General features: G+C 49.9%; 15 protein-coding genes and 1 tRNA gene. 13 read left to right on the top strand and 3 right to left on the bottom strand.

The window, feature by feature from the left end; translation table 11 throughout:
- Positions 1-6: 6 nt before the first annotated feature.
- Positions 7-1326 carry a nicotinate phosphoribosyltransferase gene (locus FQV43_RS08050; protein ID WP_256371487.1) on the bottom strand — a complete coding sequence of 440 codons (1320 nt, stop codon included), beginning with the start codon at positions 1324-1326 and terminating at the stop codon, positions 7-9.
- A 101-nt stretch (positions 1327-1427) separates the two neighbouring features.
- Here FQV43_RS08050 and clpS point away from each other — a divergent pair, with 101 nt between their 5' ends.
- The 10 genes from clpS (at position 1428) to rdgB (ending at position 10800) form a co-directional block, all read left to right on the top strand.
- Positions 1428-1757 (top strand): ATP-dependent Clp protease adapter ClpS, encoded by a 330-nt coding sequence (clpS, locus tag FQV43_RS08045; RefSeq protein WP_210415239.1) that lies wholly within the window; start codon positions 1428-1430, stop codon positions 1755-1757.
- 19 nt (positions 1758-1776) lie between these two features.
- On the top strand, positions 1777-2319 hold the full coding sequence (locus FQV43_RS08040) for a DUF2017 domain-containing protein (RefSeq protein WP_144273383.1): 543 nt from the start codon (positions 1777-1779) through the stop codon (positions 2317-2319).
- A gap of 41 nt (positions 2320-2360) precedes the next feature.
- A complete protein-coding gene (locus FQV43_RS08035; protein ID WP_146340504.1) occupies positions 2361-3338 on the top strand; it encodes a P1 family peptidase in 978 nt (325 codons plus the stop codon).
- 149 nt (positions 3339-3487) lie between these two features.
- The gene (locus FQV43_RS08030) at positions 3488-4933 is read left to right on the top strand and encodes a hypothetical protein (RefSeq protein WP_146339898.1); all 1446 of its coding nucleotides are present in this window, start codon (positions 3488-3490) and stop codon (positions 4931-4933) included.
- 378 nt (positions 4934-5311) lie between these two features.
- Complete coding sequence (locus FQV43_RS08025; protein ID WP_146339896.1) at positions 5312-6802, top strand: hypothetical protein; 1491 nt, start codon at positions 5312-5314, stop codon at positions 6800-6802.
- 155 nt (positions 6803-6957) lie between these two features.
- Entirely contained in the window at positions 6958-7686 is a 729-nt protein-coding gene (locus FQV43_RS08020; protein ID WP_246846901.1) for a rhomboid family intramembrane serine protease, read from the top strand.
- Positions 7683-8519, top strand: coding sequence for a glutamate racemase (gene murI / locus FQV43_RS08015; RefSeq protein ID WP_146339892.1), 837 nt, complete (start codon positions 7683-7685; stop codon positions 8517-8519). Before FQV43_RS08020 ends, murI begins: the two co-directional genes overlap by 4 nt.
- Before the next feature lie 55 nt (positions 8520-8574).
- Entirely contained in the window at positions 8575-9342 is a 768-nt protein-coding gene (locus tag FQV43_RS08010; protein ID WP_144273485.1) for an MBL fold metallo-hydrolase, read from the top strand.
- 44 nt (positions 9343-9386) lie between these two features.
- Positions 9387-10154 carry a ribonuclease PH gene (rph, locus tag FQV43_RS08005; RefSeq protein WP_146339890.1) on the top strand — a complete coding sequence of 256 codons (768 nt, stop codon included), beginning with the start codon at positions 9387-9389 and terminating at the stop codon, positions 10152-10154.
- 10 nt (positions 10155-10164) lie between these two features.
- The gene (gene rdgB / locus FQV43_RS08000) at positions 10165-10800 is read left to right on the top strand and encodes an RdgB/HAM1 family non-canonical purine NTP pyrophosphatase (protein WP_146339888.1); all 636 of its coding nucleotides are present in this window, start codon (positions 10165-10167) and stop codon (positions 10798-10800) included.
- A 4-nt stretch (positions 10801-10804) separates the two neighbouring features.
- Here rdgB and FQV43_RS07995 read toward each other — a convergent pair whose 3' ends face one another.
- Together FQV43_RS07995 and FQV43_RS07990 are read right to left on the bottom strand one after the other, a co-directional pair.
- Positions 10805-11155: a DUF3817 domain-containing protein gene (locus FQV43_RS07995; RefSeq protein ID WP_146339885.1), complete on the bottom strand. Its 351-nt coding sequence runs from the start codon at positions 11153-11155 to the stop codon at positions 10805-10807.
- A gap of 34 nt (positions 11156-11189) precedes the next feature.
- Entirely contained in the window at positions 11190-11549 is a 360-nt protein-coding gene (locus tag FQV43_RS07990) for a hypothetical protein (RefSeq protein WP_246847006.1), read from the bottom strand.
- A gap of 374 nt (positions 11550-11923) precedes the next feature.
- Here FQV43_RS07990 and FQV43_RS07985 point away from each other — a divergent pair.
- The 3 genes from FQV43_RS07985 to FQV43_RS07975 all read left to right on the top strand — a co-directional run bounded on the left by FQV43_RS07985 (position 11924) and on the right by FQV43_RS07975 (position 22085).
- Positions 11924-12005 (top strand) — tRNA-Leu (locus FQV43_RS07985).
- Positions 12006-12406: 401 nt separating this feature from the next.
- Positions 12407-21574, top strand: coding sequence for a fatty acid synthase subunit beta domain-containing protein (locus FQV43_RS07980; protein WP_371710941.1), 9168 nt, complete (start codon positions 12407-12409; stop codon positions 21572-21574).
- Between the two features lie 118 nt (positions 21575-21692).
- Complete coding sequence (locus FQV43_RS07975; RefSeq protein ID WP_210415238.1) at positions 21693-22085, top strand: holo-ACP synthase; 393 nt, start codon at positions 21693-21695, stop codon at positions 22083-22085.

Here is a 22085-nt window from a genome sequence, read left to right as displayed (position 1 = left end):
AGGGCATTACTCAAACCCAAGGAAACGCGTGGTAAGCACTGGATCATCTTTAGACAAGGCGAGCCCTTCCCACGGCAGAGTAATGAGCTGTTCAGCTAAGTATGCGCGGGATTGTTCCAACGTAGGCAGCCCCTCGACGATCTCCCCATCACGAATAAGCGGAATAGTCAGTGGGCGTACATCAAGATTACCTACGCTAGGTAGTTCTGCGTCGAATGGGAAGATGAGTTCTTCTACGGCAGTGCCTGTAGCCCGGTGCGCACGAGCAGCGCGTTTTGCCCCACCGACTGTCTTTTTGCCTCGGGAGCGCTTTGCCACTGGGTGCCCGTCTACCTCGACGAGCTTGTATACCATAGCTGCGGTGGGGGCACCAGAACCGGTAACTACTGAGGTACCTACGCCAAAGGAATCTACTGGTTCACCTCGTAATCCAGCAATGGCGTATTCGTCGAGGTCAGAGCTGACCACAATCCGAGTGTTATAAGCGCCAAGGCTGTCTAGTTCTTGGCGCACTTTGCGAGTCATAACCCCAAGATCACCTGAGTCAATGCGAACGGCACCAAGTTCAGTACCAGCAACGGCAATGGCGTTGCGTACCCCTTGGGTGATGTCGAAAGTGTCGATTAGTAAGGTGGTGTCGGTGCCTAGGGTTGTTACTTGGGAGCGGAATGCGGCTTCTTCATTAGGGGTGCCGTCTTCATTGACGTGGAGAAGTGTCCAGGCGTGCGCTGCGGTACCTGAGCTGGGGATACCGTATTTGTGTGCGGCTTGGAGGTTGGAGGTGCCCATGAAACCGGCAAGATATGCTGCTCTTGCAGCGCTTACTGCTGCGTGTTCGTGAGTTCTACGCGAGCCCATTTCTAAGATGGGGCGTCCGTCTGCAGCGGTTACCATGCGGGCTGCGGCAGAGGCGATGGCGGAGTCAGTGTTCATAATAGACAAAATGAGAGTTTCTAAAATGACACATTCGGCAAAGCTACCCCGCACGGTCAATATAGGGGAGTATGGGAAGTAGAGTTCGCCTTCGCGATAGCCGTCGATATCGCCGGTAAAGCGATAGTTGCTGAGGTAGTCGAGGGTTTTGTCGTCCAAGAAAGTGAGGGAATCGAGTTGTTCTTGGGTGAATTGAAACCGCGAGAGTGCTTCTAAAACTCGAGCGGTACCAGCAACAACCCCATAGCGTCGTTCGTTTTGGAGGCGTCGGGCAAATACCTCAAAGACGCTGGAACGATGAGCCGTGCCGTCGACAAGCGCTGATTGGAGCATGGTCAGCTCATACATATCAGTCAGAAGGGCTGTTGATTCTTGGACTGTTTCTTTGGTCACAAGCAAGTAGTTTAGACCGCTGAGCCGGAGATAGCCACCATAAGGTTTTCTTAGGGGTTATCACATGATAAAGCGCGGATAACTGTGGCATGATGGGTGGCATGAAATCACAAGAATTGAGCTTTCCGACGGCAAGTATGCCCTTGGCTACTCCAGAGCTTGATGAACTGGTCGATATTGACATAGAAACCGCAGAGAACCTGCCGTGGATGTGCATTGTTTGGGATGATCCCGTCAATTTGATGAGCTATGTGACCTATGTGTTCCAAACTGTGCTCGGATATAGCAAAAAACGCGCTATGGAACTGATGATGCAGGTACACACCGAAGGCAAAGCAGTAGTCTCTAGCGGAGAAAAAGATAAAATCGAAGCCGATGTAAAGAAACTGCATACCGCTGGATTATGGGCGACGATGCAGCAGGCAGGATAAAACCAAGCAGGGTAAAGCTATGCAAGACTGGAAGAAGAAGAGATCCCTGGTGCGTGGCGCAAAATATAGTTGCGTGCTAGAGCCAATGGAGCGAGAAGTCCTGGGGGAATTGGCAGCCACAGTAAGCGAAGCACTGATTGCTCGTGCACAATCAGCACCACAAGATGAACTGGCCGAGCTTACCGGCATAATCAGTGGGCATAAAGAAGCCCCGAGTGATCCCGGGCTTGCTCGGTTACTACCAGATTTTGAGCGTGATTGTGATGAGGAGTACGAAGGCGATAATGCTCTGCTGCGCTCTTTACACGAGCATGACATCACGCGCGCTAAATTAGAGCACCTGAGAGTTATTGTTGATGCGCTCGGACCTGATGGAGGCGTGCATATCAACATCAGCGAAGAAGAAGCACACGCGTGGCTGGCCGGACTCAACGATATTCGACTTTTCCTCTCTGCCAGCGAAGTACCTACACAAGAGCTTATGCAGCGGGAACAGATTGTGGAATGGCTTGCATATAATCAAGACAGTTTACTCACCGCCATGATGGGGGATATGCCGTGAGTGCGGCTGCCGGTGCAGATAGTCGGCATAGTGCAGAGAGTATAGGCGCCACCAGTGAGGTAGCCGGTATTTATTTCGGGCACACAAGTTTAGGTAGTACAGGGTGTACGGCAGTGGTAGCGCCTGAGTCTGCAATATGTGCAGTTGATGTGCGTGGTGGCGGACCTGGTACGCGTGAGACTGACCTACTGCGTCCAGAAAATACAGTGCAAAGAGTACACGCTGTGTTGTTGTGTGGCGGTTCTGCCTATGGACTAGCAGCAGCTGATGGCGCTACGTGCGCTTTAGAAGAAGCACATATTGGTTTTCCTGTTATCCCTGGTGCGCTCACCACACCTATTGTGCCTATTGTGCCCGCGGCGGTTATTTTTGATTTATTGGTCGGGGATGGTAAAACTCGCCCGCAAGCACAACATGGGTATGACGCGGTGCAGGCAGCTTTGTCCGTAGCAGCTGGTAAACAGGAGCAGGCACTACCAGAACATTCTTGTTTTGGTGCTGGTTGTGGTGCTACCGCAGGGGTGCTGAAAGGTGGGGTAGGGCTTAGTACGCGCACAGTTGGTGGTTGGACACTGAGTGCCATTATTGTGGCTAACCCAGTCGGAAGTGTTATCAATCCCACTACTGGAACCTTGTGGGCAGCTCAGGAATGTGAGTCGGTGCCCGTATGCGAGCAGGTGGACATTAAGCGTTATACGCAATTAAAACCTTTGGCCAGTAAGTTGAACACCACAATTGGGGTAGTGCTTACCGACGCACCGCTAACGAAAGCGCAGGCAAAGCGTCTAGCAATGGTGGGGCATGACGGTATTGCCATTGCAATTAGACCAGCTCATTCGCCATTAGATGGGGATACATTGTTTTGTATGTCTACAGGTAGTGGGCAGGGTGTATCTGATGAGGATATGTATGCGCTTTCTAGTCAGGTGGCGAGTGTAGTAGCTCAGGCAATTGTGTCGGCGGTGCGCAATGCTCAGCCGGGGTATGAAGTGCCAGCGTATCGAGAGTTGCTCCTGTGAGAAACTATGCTGGCTTTGCGACGTTGAGCTGGTTTATTCGACGGTTTTGTGGTTATGATGAGAAATGCTTTTAGGTTTTTCTCAGCTTTGTGTTTGTGGTTGGGAGGGCTTGGAAAGTGTTTTTTGTTCTTTTTCCTAGGAGAGAAATAATGTTGTTGAATCGTTTTGCTAAGCGTGCTGCGGCTGTGGTTGCCGTTGGTGTGCTTGGTTCGAGTTTTCTAGCCCCCCCCCCCTCGGTATTAGCCAGTAGTAGCGGTAGCGACGGCTACCAAAAGACTGTTGATAATGTTCATGGTTCGTGGGGTGGTGCGAACTGTGATACGGGTTCGGTCTGTGTAAAGCAAGTGGGGGATGAAAAGCAAGTCACGTGGCAGGTGCAGCTAGCTAAATTAGTATCATCTGATGATCACATCCAAACATCTCGTGGTGCGCAGATCATGATTCCATCCACGGTGAAAGATGTGTCAATTAAGTTGACGCATATGCCAGATGAATCTCCACAGGAGACTGAGGACTATGATCCTGTGCAGGAGGTAGATTATCAGGTTCCGATTGTTGATTCAATGGAGGAAGTGCCTGATGATGAAACATACTATATAGCGTCGTTTGTGAAGAACCCTTATGGTTCGTTGAGTGAAGTTGAAGATTCTGTTACGACGTATGGCGTGAAGCCTTCTACTTTTGAGAACCAACCTGATTGGGATTTCTATCAAGCTGGGTTGCTAGGAAACGGTATTTACACCTTTGAGGTCACTGGTACTGTGGAAGCAGTTGGTGCGGATACTTATGTTCCGATTCGGGCTGAGAATGCACTATGGAAGTGCGGATCTGAGGGTGTTACCCCTGGTAGCGCGGAGGAAGACTGCCATAACCTAAAAGAGAAAGTGGAGTTTCGTACTGGTGAGTTGCCTCCTGTGACAACTGCTGAGCAGTCTGAGGAAACGCGTAACAAGATTGTCGAACTATATAAGAAGCAGGGGAAAGTTGATGGTTTGACTGGTGTTGGTGCGTGTGCGGTAACGCAGAATACGGATCGTTTTGACACTATTGGTAGTGATATTGAGGAGGCTGCCGAGGGGAAGCATCATGCGTATCGGGATATGTTTAACCTTTACTTACTTCCTCAGGTGAATTTTTATGGTTCGCTCAATGGTGATGAGGATAACTGTGATCAGGGGTTCCAGCATATTACGCTGTGCCCTGATGAGGAGTCTGAGATTCCACCTAGTGAGGAGCCTGTAGAGTCTGAAGAGCCTACTCCTTCTGAAGAGCCTGAAAAGGTTGGTCCTGCTAAGCCTTCTAAGGAAACTAAGGAGCCAACCTCTAGCGAAGAACCACAGGAGTCTGAGGAACCTACATCTTCTAAGAAAGCGCAGGGGCCTGGAGAACCTAGTTCTAGTGAAGAACCTGTTTCTTCTGAGAGTAAGTTTGTACCATCTGCTCAATCTGAGCAAGGTAAACCTGCTGAGTCTAAGCCTGCACCTAAGACTGTTATCTCTGAAAGTGTGAAGGATAACGTCGCTAAGCAGGCTAAGACTGTGGCGAAGAAAGACCGTCCTAAAGTAACCACGGGTGGTCATCTGCGCGTAGCGTAATTTTTGTTTCTTAAGTTTTTTAAGAGTCCTAGCACCATTGGTGCTAGGACTTTCTGTGTTGCTTGGGTTATGATGGGAAACGCTTTTAGGTTTTTCTCAGCTTTGTATTTTGTGGCTGAGGATGGCTTGGAAAGTGTTTTTGTTCTTTTTCCTAGGAAGAAAAGTAAGAGGAAATATGTTTTTACAACGTTTTGCTAAGCGTGCTGCGGTAGTGGTTGCCGTTGGTATGCTTGGTGCGGGTTTTCTATCCCCCCCCCCTCAGTATTAGCCGCTGGTCCTGGCGGTTCTGATGATGGTATCCAGCGCGGTGGTGCTGATAGTGTTTTTGGTTCGTGGGGTGGTGCGAACTGTGACACTGGTTCGACCTGTGTGAAACAAGTGGGGGATGAAACACAGGTCACGTGGCAAGTGCAATTGTCACCATTGGTTTTTTCTGGGGATCACATCCAAACTACTAGTGGTGCGCAGATTATGATCCCATCTACAGTCAAAGATGTATCCATCAAACTCACGCATATGCCTGATATTTACATGCGACCAGTTGATGATGGCAAAGGGCATCTCCGGGAAACTCAGTGGGAAGATGCAGATGGTAATCCGCTACCTGAAGCAAATATCATTACCCATGAGAATGATAGTTATGTTCCTGCCAAGGCAGTGGACTATCAGGTTCCGATCGTTGATTCGATAGCAGAGCTTACTGATAATGACACGTATAAAGTGTCGTCGTTTGTGAAGAATCCTTATGGTTCTTTAGCTGATAATAACACTTTAGCTGATGGTAACAAGGGTATATATGGTGTTCAGCGCTCTTCTTTTGCTGATCAGCCTGATTGGGATTTCTACCAAATCGGCTTGAACACAGTGGGTGTATTCACTTTCGAGGTCACCGGTACTGTGGAGGCTGTTGGTGATGATACGTATGTGCCGATTCGTGCGGATAATATGTTGTGGAAGTGCTCTGCTGAGGGTGGTGGACCTGGTAGCACTGAAGAGGGTTGCTTGAATCTGAAAGAATATGTGTGGGGTCGTACGGGTGAATTACCTCCTGTCTCTATCCCAATGATTCCGGAGGATGAGTCTGCATCTTCAGCTCGTAAAGCAGAGATTGAGCAGCGCAACAAAGAAATCGCTTTGGAGAATGAGAAGATTGCTGCTTTGTATGCTGAGCAAGGTACGAAGCATGGTTTAACGAGTGTGGGTACCTGTGCTGTTACTCGTAACACTGATCGGTTTGACACGATTGGCACTGATATTGAGTCTGGTGGTGATCGCTACCGACAGTATGTGAAGACATTTAGCCTTTACTTGAATCCTGCCGTGAATTATTATGGTTCGTTGCTTGGTGGTGAGGATAACTGCGACCAGGGCTTCCAGCATATTACTCTTTGTCCTGATGAGGAGTCTACTCCTGTGACTGAAGAGGATGAGGAGGTTGGTCCTGCTAAGCCTTCTAAGGAAACTGAAGAACCAACTGATTCTGAGGAACCTGAGCAGTCTGAGGAGCCAACCTCTAGCGAGGAACCTGGGGAGTCTGAGGAGCCAACTCCAAGTGAGGAAACTCAGGAACCTACTCCTTCTGAAGAACCACAGGAGCCTGAGCAGGAGAAACCTGTGAAGCCGGTTGATCGTCCTGAGGAACGTGAGGAACCGGTGAAGCCTGTTGTTCCACCAACGTTGCCTGATACAGACACTGAGGTTGAGCAGGGTGAGGTTGTTACCACAGCGGTAGAACCTGCTGAATCTAAGCCTGCACCTAAGACTGTTATCTCTGAAAGCGTAAAGGATAACGTCGCTAAGCAGGCTAAGACTGTAGCGAAGAAAGACCGTCCTAAAGTAACTACTGGCGGACATCTGCGCGTAGCGTAATTTTTATCCCACCCATTGAGCTAAGGTTTTTCTACCTATCTCAGGGGTGGGTTTCTTCTATACATTTATACATTTCTATACATGCTCTATGCATGCGTGTGGATACGGTGCCAAAATTTCGCACGTGCTACAGAAAAGTTGCCCAAGTGGGTAGAATGGTCGTGATGAACTCGCCATTTTTTCAGCAAGTGCCACAGCATAATCTGCAGCACACCCCGCAGCCGCAACCAGGGCGGCAGCCAGCGCGTCGGGGGTGGGCATCTCGTTTTCATACTGCCACAGCACTGTCGTATGCCGTGGGTTTTCCCATCATCATGTGCATGGTTTTTTTCTTCGGCAAACTCATGAATAACAATGCCATCATTGCTGCATTTGGCATTCGACCGTTAGATTTTTCGGCGATTTGGCATATTTTTACCGCCCCATTTATCCATATTGATATTGCCCATTTGATCTCTAATCTCAGCGTCGGGGTGGTGTTGTGTTGGTGTATTGGGCTATCAGGGCACCGAGTGTTTCTTGAAGTCACCGCAATTGTATGCCTCATATCGGGTCTTGGTACTTGGTTACTTGGCGGGGTAGGCACAGTCCATGTTGGTGCGTCTGGAATAATTTATGGCTGGTTGCTATATCTCATTGTGCGCGGCTTTTTTAATCGTAGTTTTTCTCAATCCGTCATGGGTTTTGTTTTGATCCTGCTCTACAGTGGGCTTATGTGGGGTGTTTTACCTGGTACTCAAGGCGTGAGTTGGCAAGCACACTTCTTTGGCGCTCTAGGCGGATTGTGCGCTGGCGCTATTCTTACTTCCGACGATCCACCTGCGCGCAAAGCACAACGAGCAACACAAGAATCAACACAGCGAGGGTATGGTGAGTTGCGATGAGTACGGCACAAGGCGAGCAACAACTCGCTATTACTGCCCAGGCTCCAATCGGTATTTTTGACTCTGGTGTGGGTGGGTTGACCGTCGCCCGTACTATCATGGAGCAGCTACCTCATGAGTCTGTTATCTACATCGGGGATACTGCGCATTCTCCCTATGGCTCAAAGCCTATTGCGCAGGTGCGAGAGCTTTCTCTAAAAATTGCTGATGAGCTGGTGCGACGCGGCTGCAAAATGATTGTCATTGCGTGCAATACTGCTACCTCGGCAGCTTTGCGTGATGTTCGTGAGCGCCATAATATACCGGTGCTGGGGGTTATTTCGCCGGCTGTTCGTCGTGCGGTATCCACAACTCGCAATGGCAAAGTGGGAGTAATTGGCACCGAAGGCACAATCAACTCTGGTGCGTATCAAGAGCTTTTTTCGGTAAACCCGCAAGTGGAGTGTTTTGTGCAGGCGTGCCCACGCTTTGTGGATTTTGTGGAGCGTGGCATTACCGCAGGTAGGCAGATTCTTGGGGTGGCACAAGCCTATGTGGAACCCCTCCAAGCCGCAGGCGTGGATACGCTCGTTCTTGGCTGTACGCACTATCCTTTGCTCTCTGGTGTTATCCAGTTGGCCATTGGCGATCATGTGACCTTGGTGTCTAGTGCGGAAGAAACCGCCAAAGATGTTATGCGCACTTTAACGCAACACGATATGCTTGCTTCAGCGGCAGCTGAGCCACCAATGCGAAGTTTCGGCTCCACTGGTGACCCAGAACTTTTTGCTCACTTGGCTTCACGCTTTTTATCACCTCACGTTATGAACATAGAACAGCTTGGTAATATGTAACGCGACTAGCGTTGAAACTAGATAGCAACAGTAGTCCACAAGGGAAGGTGCGATGATGAAGATAACTGTCTTAGGTAGTTCTGGCAGTGTCGGGCAGCCAGGCAACCCTGCTTCAGGGTATCTCATTCGTACTGAGGGCAATCCCGCTATTCTTATGGATCTTGGACCTGGTGTGTTCGCAAAATTGCAGCAAGTCCATGCCCCCAGTGATGCGCATATCATTTTCAGCCATTTGCACGCTGACCATTGCCTAGATTTTCCCAGCCTCATGGTATGGCGGCGCTTTCACCCCCATGCTTCGGCACAGCGCAAGCATATATGTTTAGGTCCCGAAGATAGCCCCACTCATTTAGGGCGATTAAGTAGTGATAGCGTTGACGACGTTGATGATATGTCTGATACTTTCGAGTTCAGCCCGTGGCAGCTGGGAAAACCAGAGCTTATCGACGATTTCTCCCTCACACCATTTCGCGCTATTCACCCCATAGACTCCTATTGCATTCGCCTGCAACACCGCAGCAGCGGAAAAATCATCGCCTACTCAGGTGATACTGCCTATACTGAACAACTCATTGAATGTGCCAAAGAAGCAGATGTGTTTTTCTGCGAGGCGACCTGGGGCGCAACTGGTGAGGGCAAAGCTCCCAATATGCATCTCAGCGGTAAAGAAGCTGGTGAAATCGCACGCCTAGCTGGTGCTAAGCGTTTGGTTCTCGTGCATATCCCACCGTGGTGTGATCCGCAAGAAAGCCTCGACGCTGCTCGCAAAGAATTCGACGGTCCGGTTGAACTGGGGATAAGCGGCTACGAACTAGAGCTCTAGGAACTTATGCTGAGTGTGTCCCCGCACTAGGGTAGGCTGGCAGCATGACTGATTCTCATACTTTTAGCCGTGCCGACGGGCGTCGTCCAGATCAAATGCGAACCGTGAAAATTACCCGAGGGTTTACCACCAACCCTGCTGGTAGTGTGCTCGTGGAGTTTGGTAACACGCGTGTCATGTGTACCGCGTCGGTAGAGTATGGCGTTCCTCGCTTTAAGCAAGATTCCGGCGAAGGCTGGCTCACTGCAGAATACTCCATGCTACCTGCGGCAACGCACGAGCGAATGCCACGCGAGTCCATGAAAGGCAAAGTAAAAGGACGCACTCACGAGATTTCCAGACTCATCGGTCGCAGTCTCCGTGCCGCTGTTGATCTGCGCGAACTAGGGGAAAACACCATCAACATCGACTGTGATGTCCTCCAAGCTGATGGTGGCACTCGCACTGCTTCCATCACCGGTGCTTATGTCGCGCTTGCCGACGCCATCTCTCATCTTAAAGCAGCAGGTGTAGTGCCTGGTGAGCCACTCCTCGAGCCACTGGCAGCGGTATCAGTGGGCTTAATCGACGGCACAGTATGCCTTGACTTGCCTTATGAAGAAGATTCCCGAGCCGAAGTAGACATGAACGTTGTCATGACACAAAGCGGTGAATTTGTGGAAATTCAAGGTACTGGTGAGCACAATACCTTTACTCGGGCGCAGCTAACGGAATTGCTTGATTATGCCCAAAAAGGATGTGAAGAACTTATTGCTGCGCAAAAAGCAGCCTTGGGATTGACTAGGTATAAGCACGAAGCAATAGAACAATGAGGAAAGAATTGTGCAGATTCTATTAGCGTCGAATAACAAAAAGAAACTTATTGAGCTGCAAAATATCATTGATGGTGCAGGCATTAACGGAGTAACAGTAGTTCCACTGTCACACGTTGCCAGCTATCCAGAACCCAAAGAAGACGGCAGCAGTTTTGCCGAAAACGCGCTCATCAAAGCACGTGCAGGGGTGGCACACACTGGTCTGATCAGTGTTGCAGATGATTCTGGTTTAGAAGTGGCTGCCTTGAATGCAATGCCTGGTATTTTGTCCGCGCGGTGGTCAGGGGCAGGGCATACAGACGAGTCCAATAATGCTTTACTTTTGGATCAGTTAGCTGATGTTCCAGATGAGCGTCGACAAGCTGCTTTTGTTTCGGTATGTGCTTTGGTTACTCCTGATGGTGCAGAGCACGTGGTGGAAGGACGCTGGGAAGGGCGAATTTTACGCGAAGAATCTGGTGAAAATGGCTTTGGCTATGACCCACTTTTTGTGCCAGCAGAAGAGGACGTTGCGGGTACCCAGCGCAGTTCAGCTCAACTCAGTAGCGAGGAGAAGAATGAAATATCGCACCGAGGGCGAGCATTGCGCCAACTCATTCCGATAATCCAAAAGCTAGCGCAGCAGGAGATAAGCGCAGACTAGATGCCTAGCTGTCTAGCTGAAACGCCTGGGTGATTTCTTTGCGGCGTGAATGCTCCACGAAGAAAGATAAAAATGGGATTGTGCCAGCGATTGCGGTGATCAGCCATTTGGTTGGCTGCCACCGTGCAATGGTACCTAGATTGAGTGTGGTGACCAGATAGATCATATACAAACCACCGTGAACCTGGGCTACATATTTTGTCCATGTGGGTAAGTCCATATGGAAAATATATTCAGCAATCATGCGCGCTACGAGAATGAGCAAAAAGATACCAGTGCACCAAGCAGCAATGGAAAAGAAAGAGAGTGCTTGGCGGACACGGCGCTTGCGTTCAGGGTGAATCTGATGAGTCATGTTGAGTGCTCCTTGAAAAATGGATATGAGGTGATTAGGTTCCGCTACTATGACCACGACGCGGCTTATTCAACGCATTAAACTCTTCGACGCTGAGCTGTTGGCGCTGAGGCAATAACTCAGTAAAACGGTCATCGGCTTCATCGCCTGACTTGCGACGGGCTAGGGTAGTCGCTGCAGTAGAGTCATGCTCCGTAGACTCCTGCTCATCTTGGATATCTTGCTGATAACGGATATTTTCGTACTCAACAAACTTGCGATAAGCGTAGACAAAAAATGCGCCGAAGAAAGGCCACTGTAGGGCGTAGCCAAGATTTTGGAAGGTGCCAGAACCAGAGCGAAAACGAGTCCATTGCCACCATGCCAAGAAAATAGTGGCAGTAACAAGCACCATAAGGAACAGCAGATGCCATAGTCGCACCTTAAACCGCCGTGGTGGCACTGAATCGCTATCGCTAGGGTATGCAGAACTCACGAGAGACAAGTCTACTCTTAATTTAGAAAAGAGCTGTACTGGGTGCTGCTGAGTTATATCAAAATGGTTTGACCTCAGTCGTCCGGCGCTCTCCACGTAGCTGGAGGGTCAACGGCTGAGATCGATGAAACCAGCATATTGTTATTTTGCAGTTTGGTCAATGCTTTTTATCAAAATTTTTTGCTTTGATTTTTCTCAACTTTCATAGACTTACAATCTGCTTTTCTCTAAGAAAACCCTTATGACGTGTGCATTAGTAAAACTTATGGAAATGCGGTAGACTTTCTGCTCATGCGCCTGTGGCGGAATTGGCAGACGCGCTGGATTTAGGTTCCAGTGCCTTAGGGCGTGAGAGTTCAAGTCTCTCCAGGCGCACAATAAAAAGGTTGCTCAATATCTCGTTGAGCAACCTTTGGGGGTTAAGGGGTAAAAGGGGATAAATTAAGGGGCAATGGGTAAAGCCGTGGAATATGTAGGGCATGAAAGCGCGTTGGGGTATCAGACTGCTGATCATTCTCCCTGTTGAGCGCATTGACGGGGGTAATACTTAGGTGGAAGAAACAAAATATATGACACTTTCCTCATGTTTTGGCAAAATGTTTCATATGGAAAACTTTTTGTGGTGTTTGCTCCATATGTCGTACTCGTGTGCTAACAATGGGGGAACTCAGCATGAATCTGCTGGATCACAGAGGGGAACTAAACTAAGTAGCAGCATAAGATATTTATGTGCGCTCAACGTTCAATAGGAGAACAATATCGTGGCAACTTCTAAGATAACCGAATTGGTCGATAGCTCTTGGAATTATCGCTTGATAGACACTTTTGTCCAGCACCCATATGCACTTGTATTTGCTGGTCAAGGTGTTCCGTGGTTGGGTACCCTAGCGCAGTGCTTAGCCCAGGGCGCAGATAAAGAACTCTCGGAAATCGTCGAAAGTGCACATGAATTATTAGCTCCCGTTGCTGGAGAATTGCTCAGGATACGACCACATGGTTTTCAACCAATCCAATGGGCATGGCGTACCCAAGAACAGGAACATCATGTGCCCGACTATGTGAATCATGCGGCCAGTAGCGTACCAGGTATTTATCTGAGTCAGATTGCACTTCTTTCCCTCTTGGAAGCACAAGGTCTGCCGAGCGCCCAAGCGGTCAGTGCACTGGGTCATTCGCAGGGAGTATTGGCGGTTTATGCCTATGAACAGCCAGAACGCAAAGCAGAAATTTTAGCAATCGCCCAGCTTATTGGAGCTGCGATCACCCGCAGAGCACAACAAACGGGATTAGTGCAGGTAGGCAGTGCTGTACCTATGATCGCTGTCGACGGGATCTCTCGGACACAGCTAGTGCACGCTATCGAAGAAAGTTGTGCGCACACTGACCAGCAGATACGTCCTGTCATTGGGCTATGCAATGGGCGCAAAAAATATGTAATAGTAGGTCGACCAAAAGACAATGAGAAGGTCATTGCCTACCTAGCGCAGTATGGGGAGCAGTACACAGTTAAGCCAAAAATCACTCCCTTGAATATCTCCGCTGGGTTTCATCACCCAGCAATGCTTGAGGGAGTTGAGCAAGTAGTAGCCTGGGCTAAGCACATAGGCGTTGATTACGAACTTGCTCGTCAAGCAGCACAAGCGGTGATGCTCACCCCTGTTGATTGGCAGCAGACCGTCGAACACGCTCAGCGTCAAGGCATCCGGTGGTTCCTCGACGTAGGACCTGATACCGGGGTAGAGAAAATCACCAATGCGTTGTTGATTGGCACAGGTGCCCGCTCCTTATGCGTGAGCACAGAAAAAGGACAACAGCAGCTTTTCGACGTAGGTGCCGCACCACACGTAGCTCAACCCTACAGTAACTTTTTGCCACGACTTGTCCGTGACGATGAAAACACCGAGGTTCGTCTGGCAACGAAATTCACCGAACTTACTGGTTGTAGCCCCATCCTATTAGCTGGCATGACCCCGACAACGGTAGACCCAGAAATTGTTGCCGCTGCCGCCAATGCTGGACATTGGGCAGAGCTTGCTGGTGGCGGTCAAGTAACTCCGGAAATAGCGCAACACAATCTGGAAAAATTAACCCAGCTTCTACAACCCGGAGTGAATGCACAATTCAACTCCATGTTCTTAGATCCAAAACTATGGCAACTACATATCGCCGGAAAAGCACTCATCCCTAAAGCCAGAGCTCAAGGAAAACCAATTAACGGAATCGTCATTAGCGCTGGTATTCCAGATAAAGATGAAGCAGTGGCACTCCTGCGTGATTTAAGAGCACGAGGCTTTTCCTGGATAGCATTTAAGCCTGGTGCAATAACACAAATTCAGCAGGTCATTGCGATTGCCAAAGCCACCCCAGAACTACCTATTATCATGCAGGTCGAAGGTGGTAAAGCAGGTGGTCACCACTCATGGGAAGACCTAGACGATCTACTCCTGGCTACATATAGCGATATTCGAGAACAAGAAAACCTCATTCTTTGCGTCGGAGGCGGTATCGGCACACCAGAACAAGCAAGCCACTATCTCACCGGCGAGTGGGCTAAGAAGTATGAGTTTCCCGCCATGCCAGTAGACGGCATTCTTCTTGGTACCGCTGCTATGGCAACAAAAGAAGCAAAAACAAGCCATAGCGTAAAAGAATTACTGGTCGCTACCCAAGGCAGTGATACATGGGTTCGTCCAGGGCAATCACGAGGCGGAATGACCTCTGGGCGCTCCCAACTTGGTGCTGACATCCACGAAATAGACAATTCCTTTGCCAAAGCAGGACGCTTGCTTGATGAGCTTGCAGGCGACGCAGAAAGCATTGCGCAAAGAAAAGCAGAGATCATTGCTGCAATCAATAAAACTGCTAAACCTTATTTTGGTGACCTCGACTCCATGACCTATGCCCAATGGCTTGAGCGTTATCTCGAACTCTCCGGCCCCCAAGCAGGAACAAACACATGGCAGGATCACAGCTGGTTCACTCGCTTTAGCCGCATGATTGACCGCACCCAATCGCGGCTTAGCGACGTCGATCATGGCAGTTTTGCAGCTGCAATAACCCTCAGTGCTGACGATGATCCACGAGATATCGTCGAAAAGCTCACAGCAATGTACGACACCACGCATATTTTGCACCCTGCGGATCGCGCCTGGTTCTTGCAGCTTGCCAGGTCAGCAGGAAAACCAGTGAACTTTGTGCCAATCATTGACAAAGATGTGCGTGGTTGGTGGCGATCTGACTCATTGTGGCAATCCCACGATGATCGCTATGATGCTGATCAAGTAGCGATTATCCCAGGAATTGCCGCGGTTTCTGGAATCACACAACTCAATGAGCCAGTAGCTGAATTATTTGCACGCTTTAATCGCAATACAATTCAAGCCCTAGAACAACAAGGTGTAGCTCCTCAGCAGCAAGAAACCACAATCCTCGAGCGGATTATCCATGCAACAGGCACCTATTGGGCTGGACGACATATGTCCTCCCTTACTGCTCTTATCGGTGCTCCAGATACTTGGCGCATTGATAACACAGCCCAGGAGGCTTATCACGCTGGAACCGGCGCACAATTGACCATAGAAGACGCAGAGCACGCACTCCTTCGTATTCCACTGCACCGCCCAAGCCAGGTAAACGCTCAACAGGCTACGCCAGAGCTAGAAATTCGCCTTGAGCTATTAGCAACCAGCCCACGAAATGCGGTTCCAGTTGTTACCACTACTGACGCTGAGCAAGCAATGGATGAGCTTATCCGCATTGCTGCCGGCGGTACCCTCGGTGAGGTTGATACACAGACCGGGCACGTGCATTGGCGTGCCACTTTCGACGACACCACACGCGCTGACTACCACAATGTACTAGCTTCCTGTTTGCCACATTCACTCAGTCCAGCAACCACTGCTCCTGATGTGCTCGTAGGTTTAGCATGGCCGGCAATTTTCGCCGCAGTGAAAGAAGCACACATACCAGGGAAAACAGATGCACGAGTTTCAGAAGGAATGTTGTCACTCGTCCATCTAGAACACCGCATAGAAATGTGCCAACAAGTACCAACACAGCACAGCAATATCGACGTATCTGCTCATGTTGAACACGTAGCAGATACTGCCTTGGGGCGGTTAATAGAAGTTCGTGCTGAACTTACTGTTGGCAAAAATAATAAAGATGATAACGACAGTGAAGGTCGCAAAGACCACCAAGACGGACAAGAAAGCCAAGAACAAGAAACAGTAGCAAGGCTCACAGAACGCTTTATTGTGCGTGGTCGTAAAGGAAAACACGCATTACCTGAAGAAGAAAAAACCACGCACCAAGTACAGACCCCGCGTGCTGTGCGTGCCCATGCAGTGCTAAACGCACCAAGTTCTATGGCACCTTTTGCCGCGGTATCTGGCGACCACAATCCCATACACGTCAGCGATATTGCAGCTCGCCTAGCTGGATTATCTCAAGGCGTTATTGTGCACGGTATGTGGACCTCGGCGATTGCCCAATTAGTAGCAACCTCAGGCGATAGTGAACATGGCACTGCACCAGCACAGATACGGGAGTACAAGAGCACTATGCTGGCACCAATTCTGCCAGGGCAGCAGCTCGAAGTAGAGGTATATCGCGTGGGATTCGATACTCGCCCAGGATATGGTGAGATACGCGAAATCACCATCACAGTAGACAATGGGGAGAAAATAGTTCTCAAAGCCACCGCCATCATGGCAGCCCCCAAGACCATGTATGTGTTCCCTGGTCAAGGCATCCAATCCCAAGGCATGGGTATGGCAGCACGCCAAGAATCAGCAGCAGCGCGTTCCCTATGGGATCAAGCAGATCTCTACACACGCACACAGCTTGGCTTCTCTGTGCTAGAAATTGTGCAGAATAATCCGCACGAGGTGATCGTCGACGGCGAAAAATTTGCGCACCCTCAAGGCGTGTTGTTCCTAACCCAATTTACCCAGGTAGCAATGGCTACCTTAGCGATTGCACAGGTGGCGCAATTACGCGAGGCTCAGGTGCTTGATGAACAAGCGTGTTTTGCTGGTCATTCCGTTGGTGAATACAATGCGCTTGCTGCCTATGCGCAGGTTATTCCTCTTGAGGCAATTCTTGCCATTGTGTATCGTCGAGGGCTTACTATGCACCGACTGGTGGAAAGAGATGCAGCTGGTAACTCTAATTTTGGGCTGGCTGCGTTGCGACCACACAAGATGGGGTTAAATGCTGCAGAAGTATTTGATTACGTGCGTGGTATTGCCGCCGAATCTGGTGAGTTTTTAGAGATCGTTAACTATAACGTCGCTGGTCGACAATACGCCGTGGCAGGAACCTACCGTGGTCTGAAAATTTTAGAAGAAAAAACCCAACAACGAGCACCTGGCGAACGCGCATTTATCCTTATCCCTGGTATTGATGTGCCGTTCCACTCCAGCCATTTGCTTGGGGGCGTAGATGATTTCCGAGAACACCTCGACCAGCTAATTCCCGCAGATCTTGACCTCTCAGTCCTAGTAGATCGGTATATTCCTAACTTGGTGGCGCGTCCTTTCGCACTCAGTAAAGAGTTCGTAGCCGCCATACTCGACGTTGTTGATTCCCCCATCCTGGCAGAGGTACATAAGCATTTCGACGCACACCTGAGCAACCCCACTGCCTTAGGGCGACTCATACTCATTGAGCTTTTAGCATGGCAATTTGCCTCACCAGTGCGCTGGATTGAGACTCAAGAACTCGTCATGCGTGCCCCGGAACAAGGTGGGCTAGGTATCGAACACTACATTGAAGTAGGCGTGGGATCAGCACCAACACTTGCCAACTTAATGGGGCAGACGCTTAGCCTGCCTGAGCATAGCGTCGAAAAGCCAGAGTTAGAAGTGCTCAATGTAGAACGAGATCAGCTGCGCATCTTTGCCAAAGATGAACAACTACGCGTGATAGAAAATACAACACCCCACGATGACACTGCTGAAACAGCACACAACATTGCACAAGAACCTAGTGCTTATGCCCAGGTAGTTCCGCAAGCAGAGCCCGCGCCTGCTGCACCAGCGTCACCACCAGCTGATATTGAATTTAGTATTGCCGATGCGACGCGTATGCTCGTAGCACTATGGACAAAAGTGCGTCCTGAACAAATAACAGCAGCTGACTCTATTGAGACGCTCGTCGAAGGCGTATCATCTCGACGCAACCAGCTGCTCCTAGACCTCGGCGTGGAGTTTAATCTTGGCGCTATCGATGGTGCAGCTGACGCTCCACTAGATGAGCTTGCTCAGACAGTGGCGAGCATGGCAAAAGGCTATCAACCATTTGGTTCTGTGCTTGGCGATGCAATTTCTGATGCATTGCGCAGACTCACCGGACCTGCTTCACAACGTCCCCACTACATTGCAGAGCGTATCAGCACAGTGTGGCAATTAGGACAAGGGTGGATAGACAATGTTCATGCAGAACTAACCATAGCCACGCGCGAAGGCGCGTCATTGCGCGGTGGCGAATTAGCTACGTTACTACCAGTTGCTCCGAAGAACACCCAAGAACTAGACCAGCTTATCGACGCAGCGATCAACACTATCGCTGTTCGCCTTGGGGTAAGCGTCGCACCAGCAACTGCACCTGCCACAAACAGCGCCCATGAGGTTATTTCCACCGAGGCACTATCTGCCATAACCGGCGACAAAGGAGTATTAGCACACACTGCACGTACATTATTGCGTGCACTAGGATTAACCGATCCCAGTGCAGCACAGTCCGAAGTCCACGACCGCACGCGAGATGAGGAAAATGCCCAGCTCTATGCGGCTGTTACACAAGAACTTGGTACGGATTGGATACGACAAACCCAACCATGTTTCCAACCTGAGAAAGCAGTTCAACTAGACGACAGGTGGGCATCAGCACGAGAAGATATCAGCCGCGTTGCCCTTGGTGAATTAGCAGCATCTGCCGTGGATATTACCGGTGCTGGAAAAGCTGCCGCAGCACAAGCAGCATATTTTGGTTTGCATGAGCTAGCTGCCCAAGCGCAAGATACCCAAGCATTACCCCACAGTGAAGACGTTGCCGTGGTCACTGGTGCATCGCCGCACTCCATTGCTGCAGCAGTAGTAGCGCAGTTGCTTGCCCAAGGCGCAACAGTGATTGCGACAACATCTTCGCTTAGCCATGAACGCATGGATTTCTACAAGCAGCTTTATCGAGAAAATGCACGTGGCTCAGCGTGTTTATGGGTTGTTCCTGCCAACATTGCTTCTTATCGTGATATTGATGCACTTGCCCAATGGATTGGCACACAGCAACGCCACACCGTCAATGGCAGTTCGCAGCTGATTAAGCCAGCCTTATACCCAACACTACTATTCCCATTTGCAGCCCCAAAGGTACATGGCACCCTCGCAGATGCAGGGCCACAAGCAGAATCACAAATGCGCGTGTTGCTCTGGGGAGTTGAGCGGCTTATTGCACAATTGGCGGCACTAGGTGCAGACACAAATGTGCATGGCACGCTCCACATTGTGTTACCGGGTTCACCTAATCGTGGCAAGTTCGGTGGCGATGGAGCTTATGGTGAAGCCAAAGCAGCTCTCGACGCTCTCGTGCAGCGCTGGCACGCAGAACCATTATGGCGTGAGCGTACGTCGATAGCGCATATTCTCATTGGTTGGGTACGCGGTACAGGTCTTATGGCGGGCAACGATCCGCTGGTCGCGGCAGTAGAAGCTCAAGGAGTGCGCACATATAGTACCGATGAAATGGCGCGCAATATCATGGACAATGTTACTGCCCAGGCGCGTACCCAGGCAGCCACCATGCCAATAGTTGCTGACTACACTGGTGGATTGGCAGAAAAAGACATAGACCTAGCAGGTCTAGCTCAGAAAATGCGTAGTGCATCCAATGGAACAGACACCCAGGATGCTCACGAGGAACACAATACGCAGTCACGACTGTTGCCTGCATTGCCTAATATGGCTAAATTCGACATGGTTCGTCCAGATTTCTCTGGACAAGTAACGCAGTCTCTCGACGATATGATCGTGATTGTTGGGGCTGGGGAACTAGGACCGTGGGGTTCATCGCGGACGCGCTTTGAGGCAGAAATGAGCGGGGAACTCAGTGCAGCTGGTGTTGCAGAACTGGCGTGGTCTATGGGGCTTATCCATTGGGATACTAACCCCGAACCTGGTTGGTATGACCGCAACGACGAGTACATTGCAGAAAGTGACATTTATCCTCGGTTCCGTGAGGAAGTATTAGGTCGAGTAGGGGTGCGCCAATACCATGATGATGGTGATATGGTGTCGAACCTTGCCCCAGAATTGACCACAATCTATCTTGATCAGGATCTATCGTTTAGCGTTTCTACTGAGGAAGAAGCCTACAGCTTTGTCAATTCTGCGCCTGAGTCGACTCAGGTTGTGTATGAAGCAGATACTGATGAATGGCGTGTGACGAGAAAAGCGGGTTCTGCTGTCCAGGTGCCGCGTCGTATGGCAATGAGTCGATTTGTTGGTGGGCAGATTCCAGAAGGTTTTGACCCAGCAGTCTATGGCATACCAGCAGATATGATTGATAATCTGGATCGGTTAGCCGTATGGAACCTTGTGTGTACCGTCGATGCGTTTTTATCCTCTGGTTTTAGCCCAGCAGAATTATTAGCTCATGTACACCCTGGTGCAGTGTCATCTACTCAAGGCACCGGCTTAGGCGGTACCAGCGCAATGCACTCGCTTTATATCGATGGACTATTGGGCAACGCACGGCAAAATGACATTCTGCAAGAGGCATTACCCAATGTTATCGCAGCTCATGTCATGCAATCCTACATTGGTGGCTATGGTCAAATGGTACACCCGACGGCAGCCTGCGCTACCGCAGCAGTATCCCTTGAAGAAGCCGTAGATAAAATTGCACTTGGCAAGTCTGATTTTGTCGTCGCTGGTGGTTTTGATGATCTCTCTGTGGAAGGAATCACTGGCTTTGGTGATATGGCAGCAACAGCTGACTCCCAACAGTTACGCGATAAAGGTATCCCAGACCGCTATTTTTCCCGCGCCAATGATCGCAGACGAGCTGGTTTCATTGAATCAGCTGGTGGAGGCACGATATTGGTAGCGAGGGCACGGCTTGCAGCACAATTGGGACTTCCTGTTTTAGGAGTCATTGCTTATGCGGAATCCTTTGCCGATGGTGCACACACATCAATCCCAGCACCAGGTTTGGGAGCATTAGGTGCAGCACGTGGTGGGCAGCAATCGCGGCTATATCGTGGGCTTGCCCAGTTGGGAGTTCACCCAGATGATATAGCGATAGTGTCCAAGCATGACACCTCTACCACGGCAAATGACCCTAATGAGTCGCAATTGCACGAGCGACTTGCCCGAGCACTAGGCAGAAGCGAAGGCAATCCGCTTTATGTGATTTCGCAAAAAACTGTGACCGGTCATGCCAAAGGTGGTGCCGCCGCATTCCAAGCAATCGGTCTGACACAAGTGCTTAACTCGGCGCTTGTCCCAGCAAATTATAGTTTGGATTGCGTCGATCCAGCGCTGGCAGAGTACGAGTACTTGGTATGGTTGAGTCAACCACTCAATTTAGCCCACAACCCACCAAAAGCCGGTTTGCTTACTTCTCTTGGTTTCGGTCACGTCTCTGCATTAGTAGCAATTGTGCATGCGGAGGCATTCTATGAAGCACTAAGACAAGAGCAAGGAGAAACAGCAGCAACGCGGCACTATGAGCAGGCACAACAACGGCTTTATGCTGGTTATTTGCGGATATTATCTGCGATGTATGGTGGTGCTGCGCTCTATGAACGTCCAGTTAACCGTAATCTTGGTGCTGTTGCCAGCACCGGGACACCGTCGCATAAAACACAACAATATGAAAGTGAAATGCTATTGAGCACGCATACCCGCTTGCAAGATGGTGTGCTGCGTGCACAGCCATAGGGAACCAATAGGAGTACAACCTAAGGACATAAGGGAAATATAAGAGCAAGAAAAAGAAGACGGATAAAAGCGTGTGCTGTGTAAGCACACGCACCGTGCGTCTCCTATTCTAAAAATCATGAGTGTGTTTGTTGGCACTGATATTGTGCATATCCCTGCTTTTGCTGAGCAATTGGCTATGCCAGGGTCGCATTTCGCCAAGGTTTTTAGCCCCCTAGAACTAAGACTAGCGGCGCAGAAACCACAGCGTGAAGAATCCTTGGCAGGGAAATGGGCAGCAAAAGAGGCTTTTGTGAAAGCATGGTCGCAGTCACGCTTTGGACAAAAACCCCTGCTAAGCCAGATTGATTGGGCACAGATCATCGTCACTAATGATGCCTATGGCAGAACTCTGATTAGATTGTCCAAGCAGCTTGCACAGGTAAGCGGCATCGACCAAGCCCAGGTAAGTATCAGCCATGACGGTGAATACGCAATGGCAGTATGCGTGCTAGAGCTAGCAGAACACTGA

It is taken from the genome of Corynebacterium sp. sy039 (assembly GCF_007904105.1).
Lineage (GTDB): Bacteria > Actinomycetota > Actinomycetes > Mycobacteriales > Mycobacteriaceae > Corynebacterium.
This window is presented reverse-complemented; position numbering and strand designations above follow the sequence as displayed.

Coding starts and splice junctions, on each gene's coding strand:
- FQV43_RS07975 (WP_210415238.1), top strand. CDS start 21,693: ATGAGTGTGTTTGTTGGCACTGATATTGTGCATATCCCTGCTTTTGCT.
- FQV43_RS08010 (WP_144273485.1), top strand. CDS start 8,575: ATGAAGATAACTGTCTTAGGTAGTTCTGGCAGTGTCGGGCAGCCAGGC.
- FQV43_RS08030 (WP_146339898.1), top strand. CDS start 3,488: ATGTTGTTGAATCGTTTTGCTAAGCGTGCTGCGGCTGTGGTTGCCGTT.
- FQV43_RS08040 (WP_144273383.1), top strand. CDS start 1,777: ATGCAAGACTGGAAGAAGAAGAGATCCCTGGTGCGTGGCGCAAAATAT.
- rph (WP_146339890.1), top strand. CDS start 9,387: ATGACTGATTCTCATACTTTTAGCCGTGCCGACGGGCGTCGTCCAGAT.
- FQV43_RS08020 (WP_246846901.1), top strand. CDS start 6,958: ATGGTCGTGATGAACTCGCCATTTTTTCAGCAAGTGCCACAGCATAAT.
- murI (WP_146339892.1), top strand. CDS start 7,683: ATGAGTACGGCACAAGGCGAGCAACAACTCGCTATTACTGCCCAGGCT.
- clpS (WP_210415239.1), top strand. CDS start 1,428: ATGAAATCACAAGAATTGAGCTTTCCGACGGCAAGTATGCCCTTGGCT.
- FQV43_RS07990 (WP_246847006.1), bottom strand. CDS start 11,549: ATGGTGCTTGTTACTGCCACTATTTTCTTGGCATGGTGGCAATGGACT.
- FQV43_RS07995 (WP_146339885.1), bottom strand. CDS start 11,155: ATGACTCATCAGATTCACCCTGAACGCAAGCGCCGTGTCCGCCAAGCA.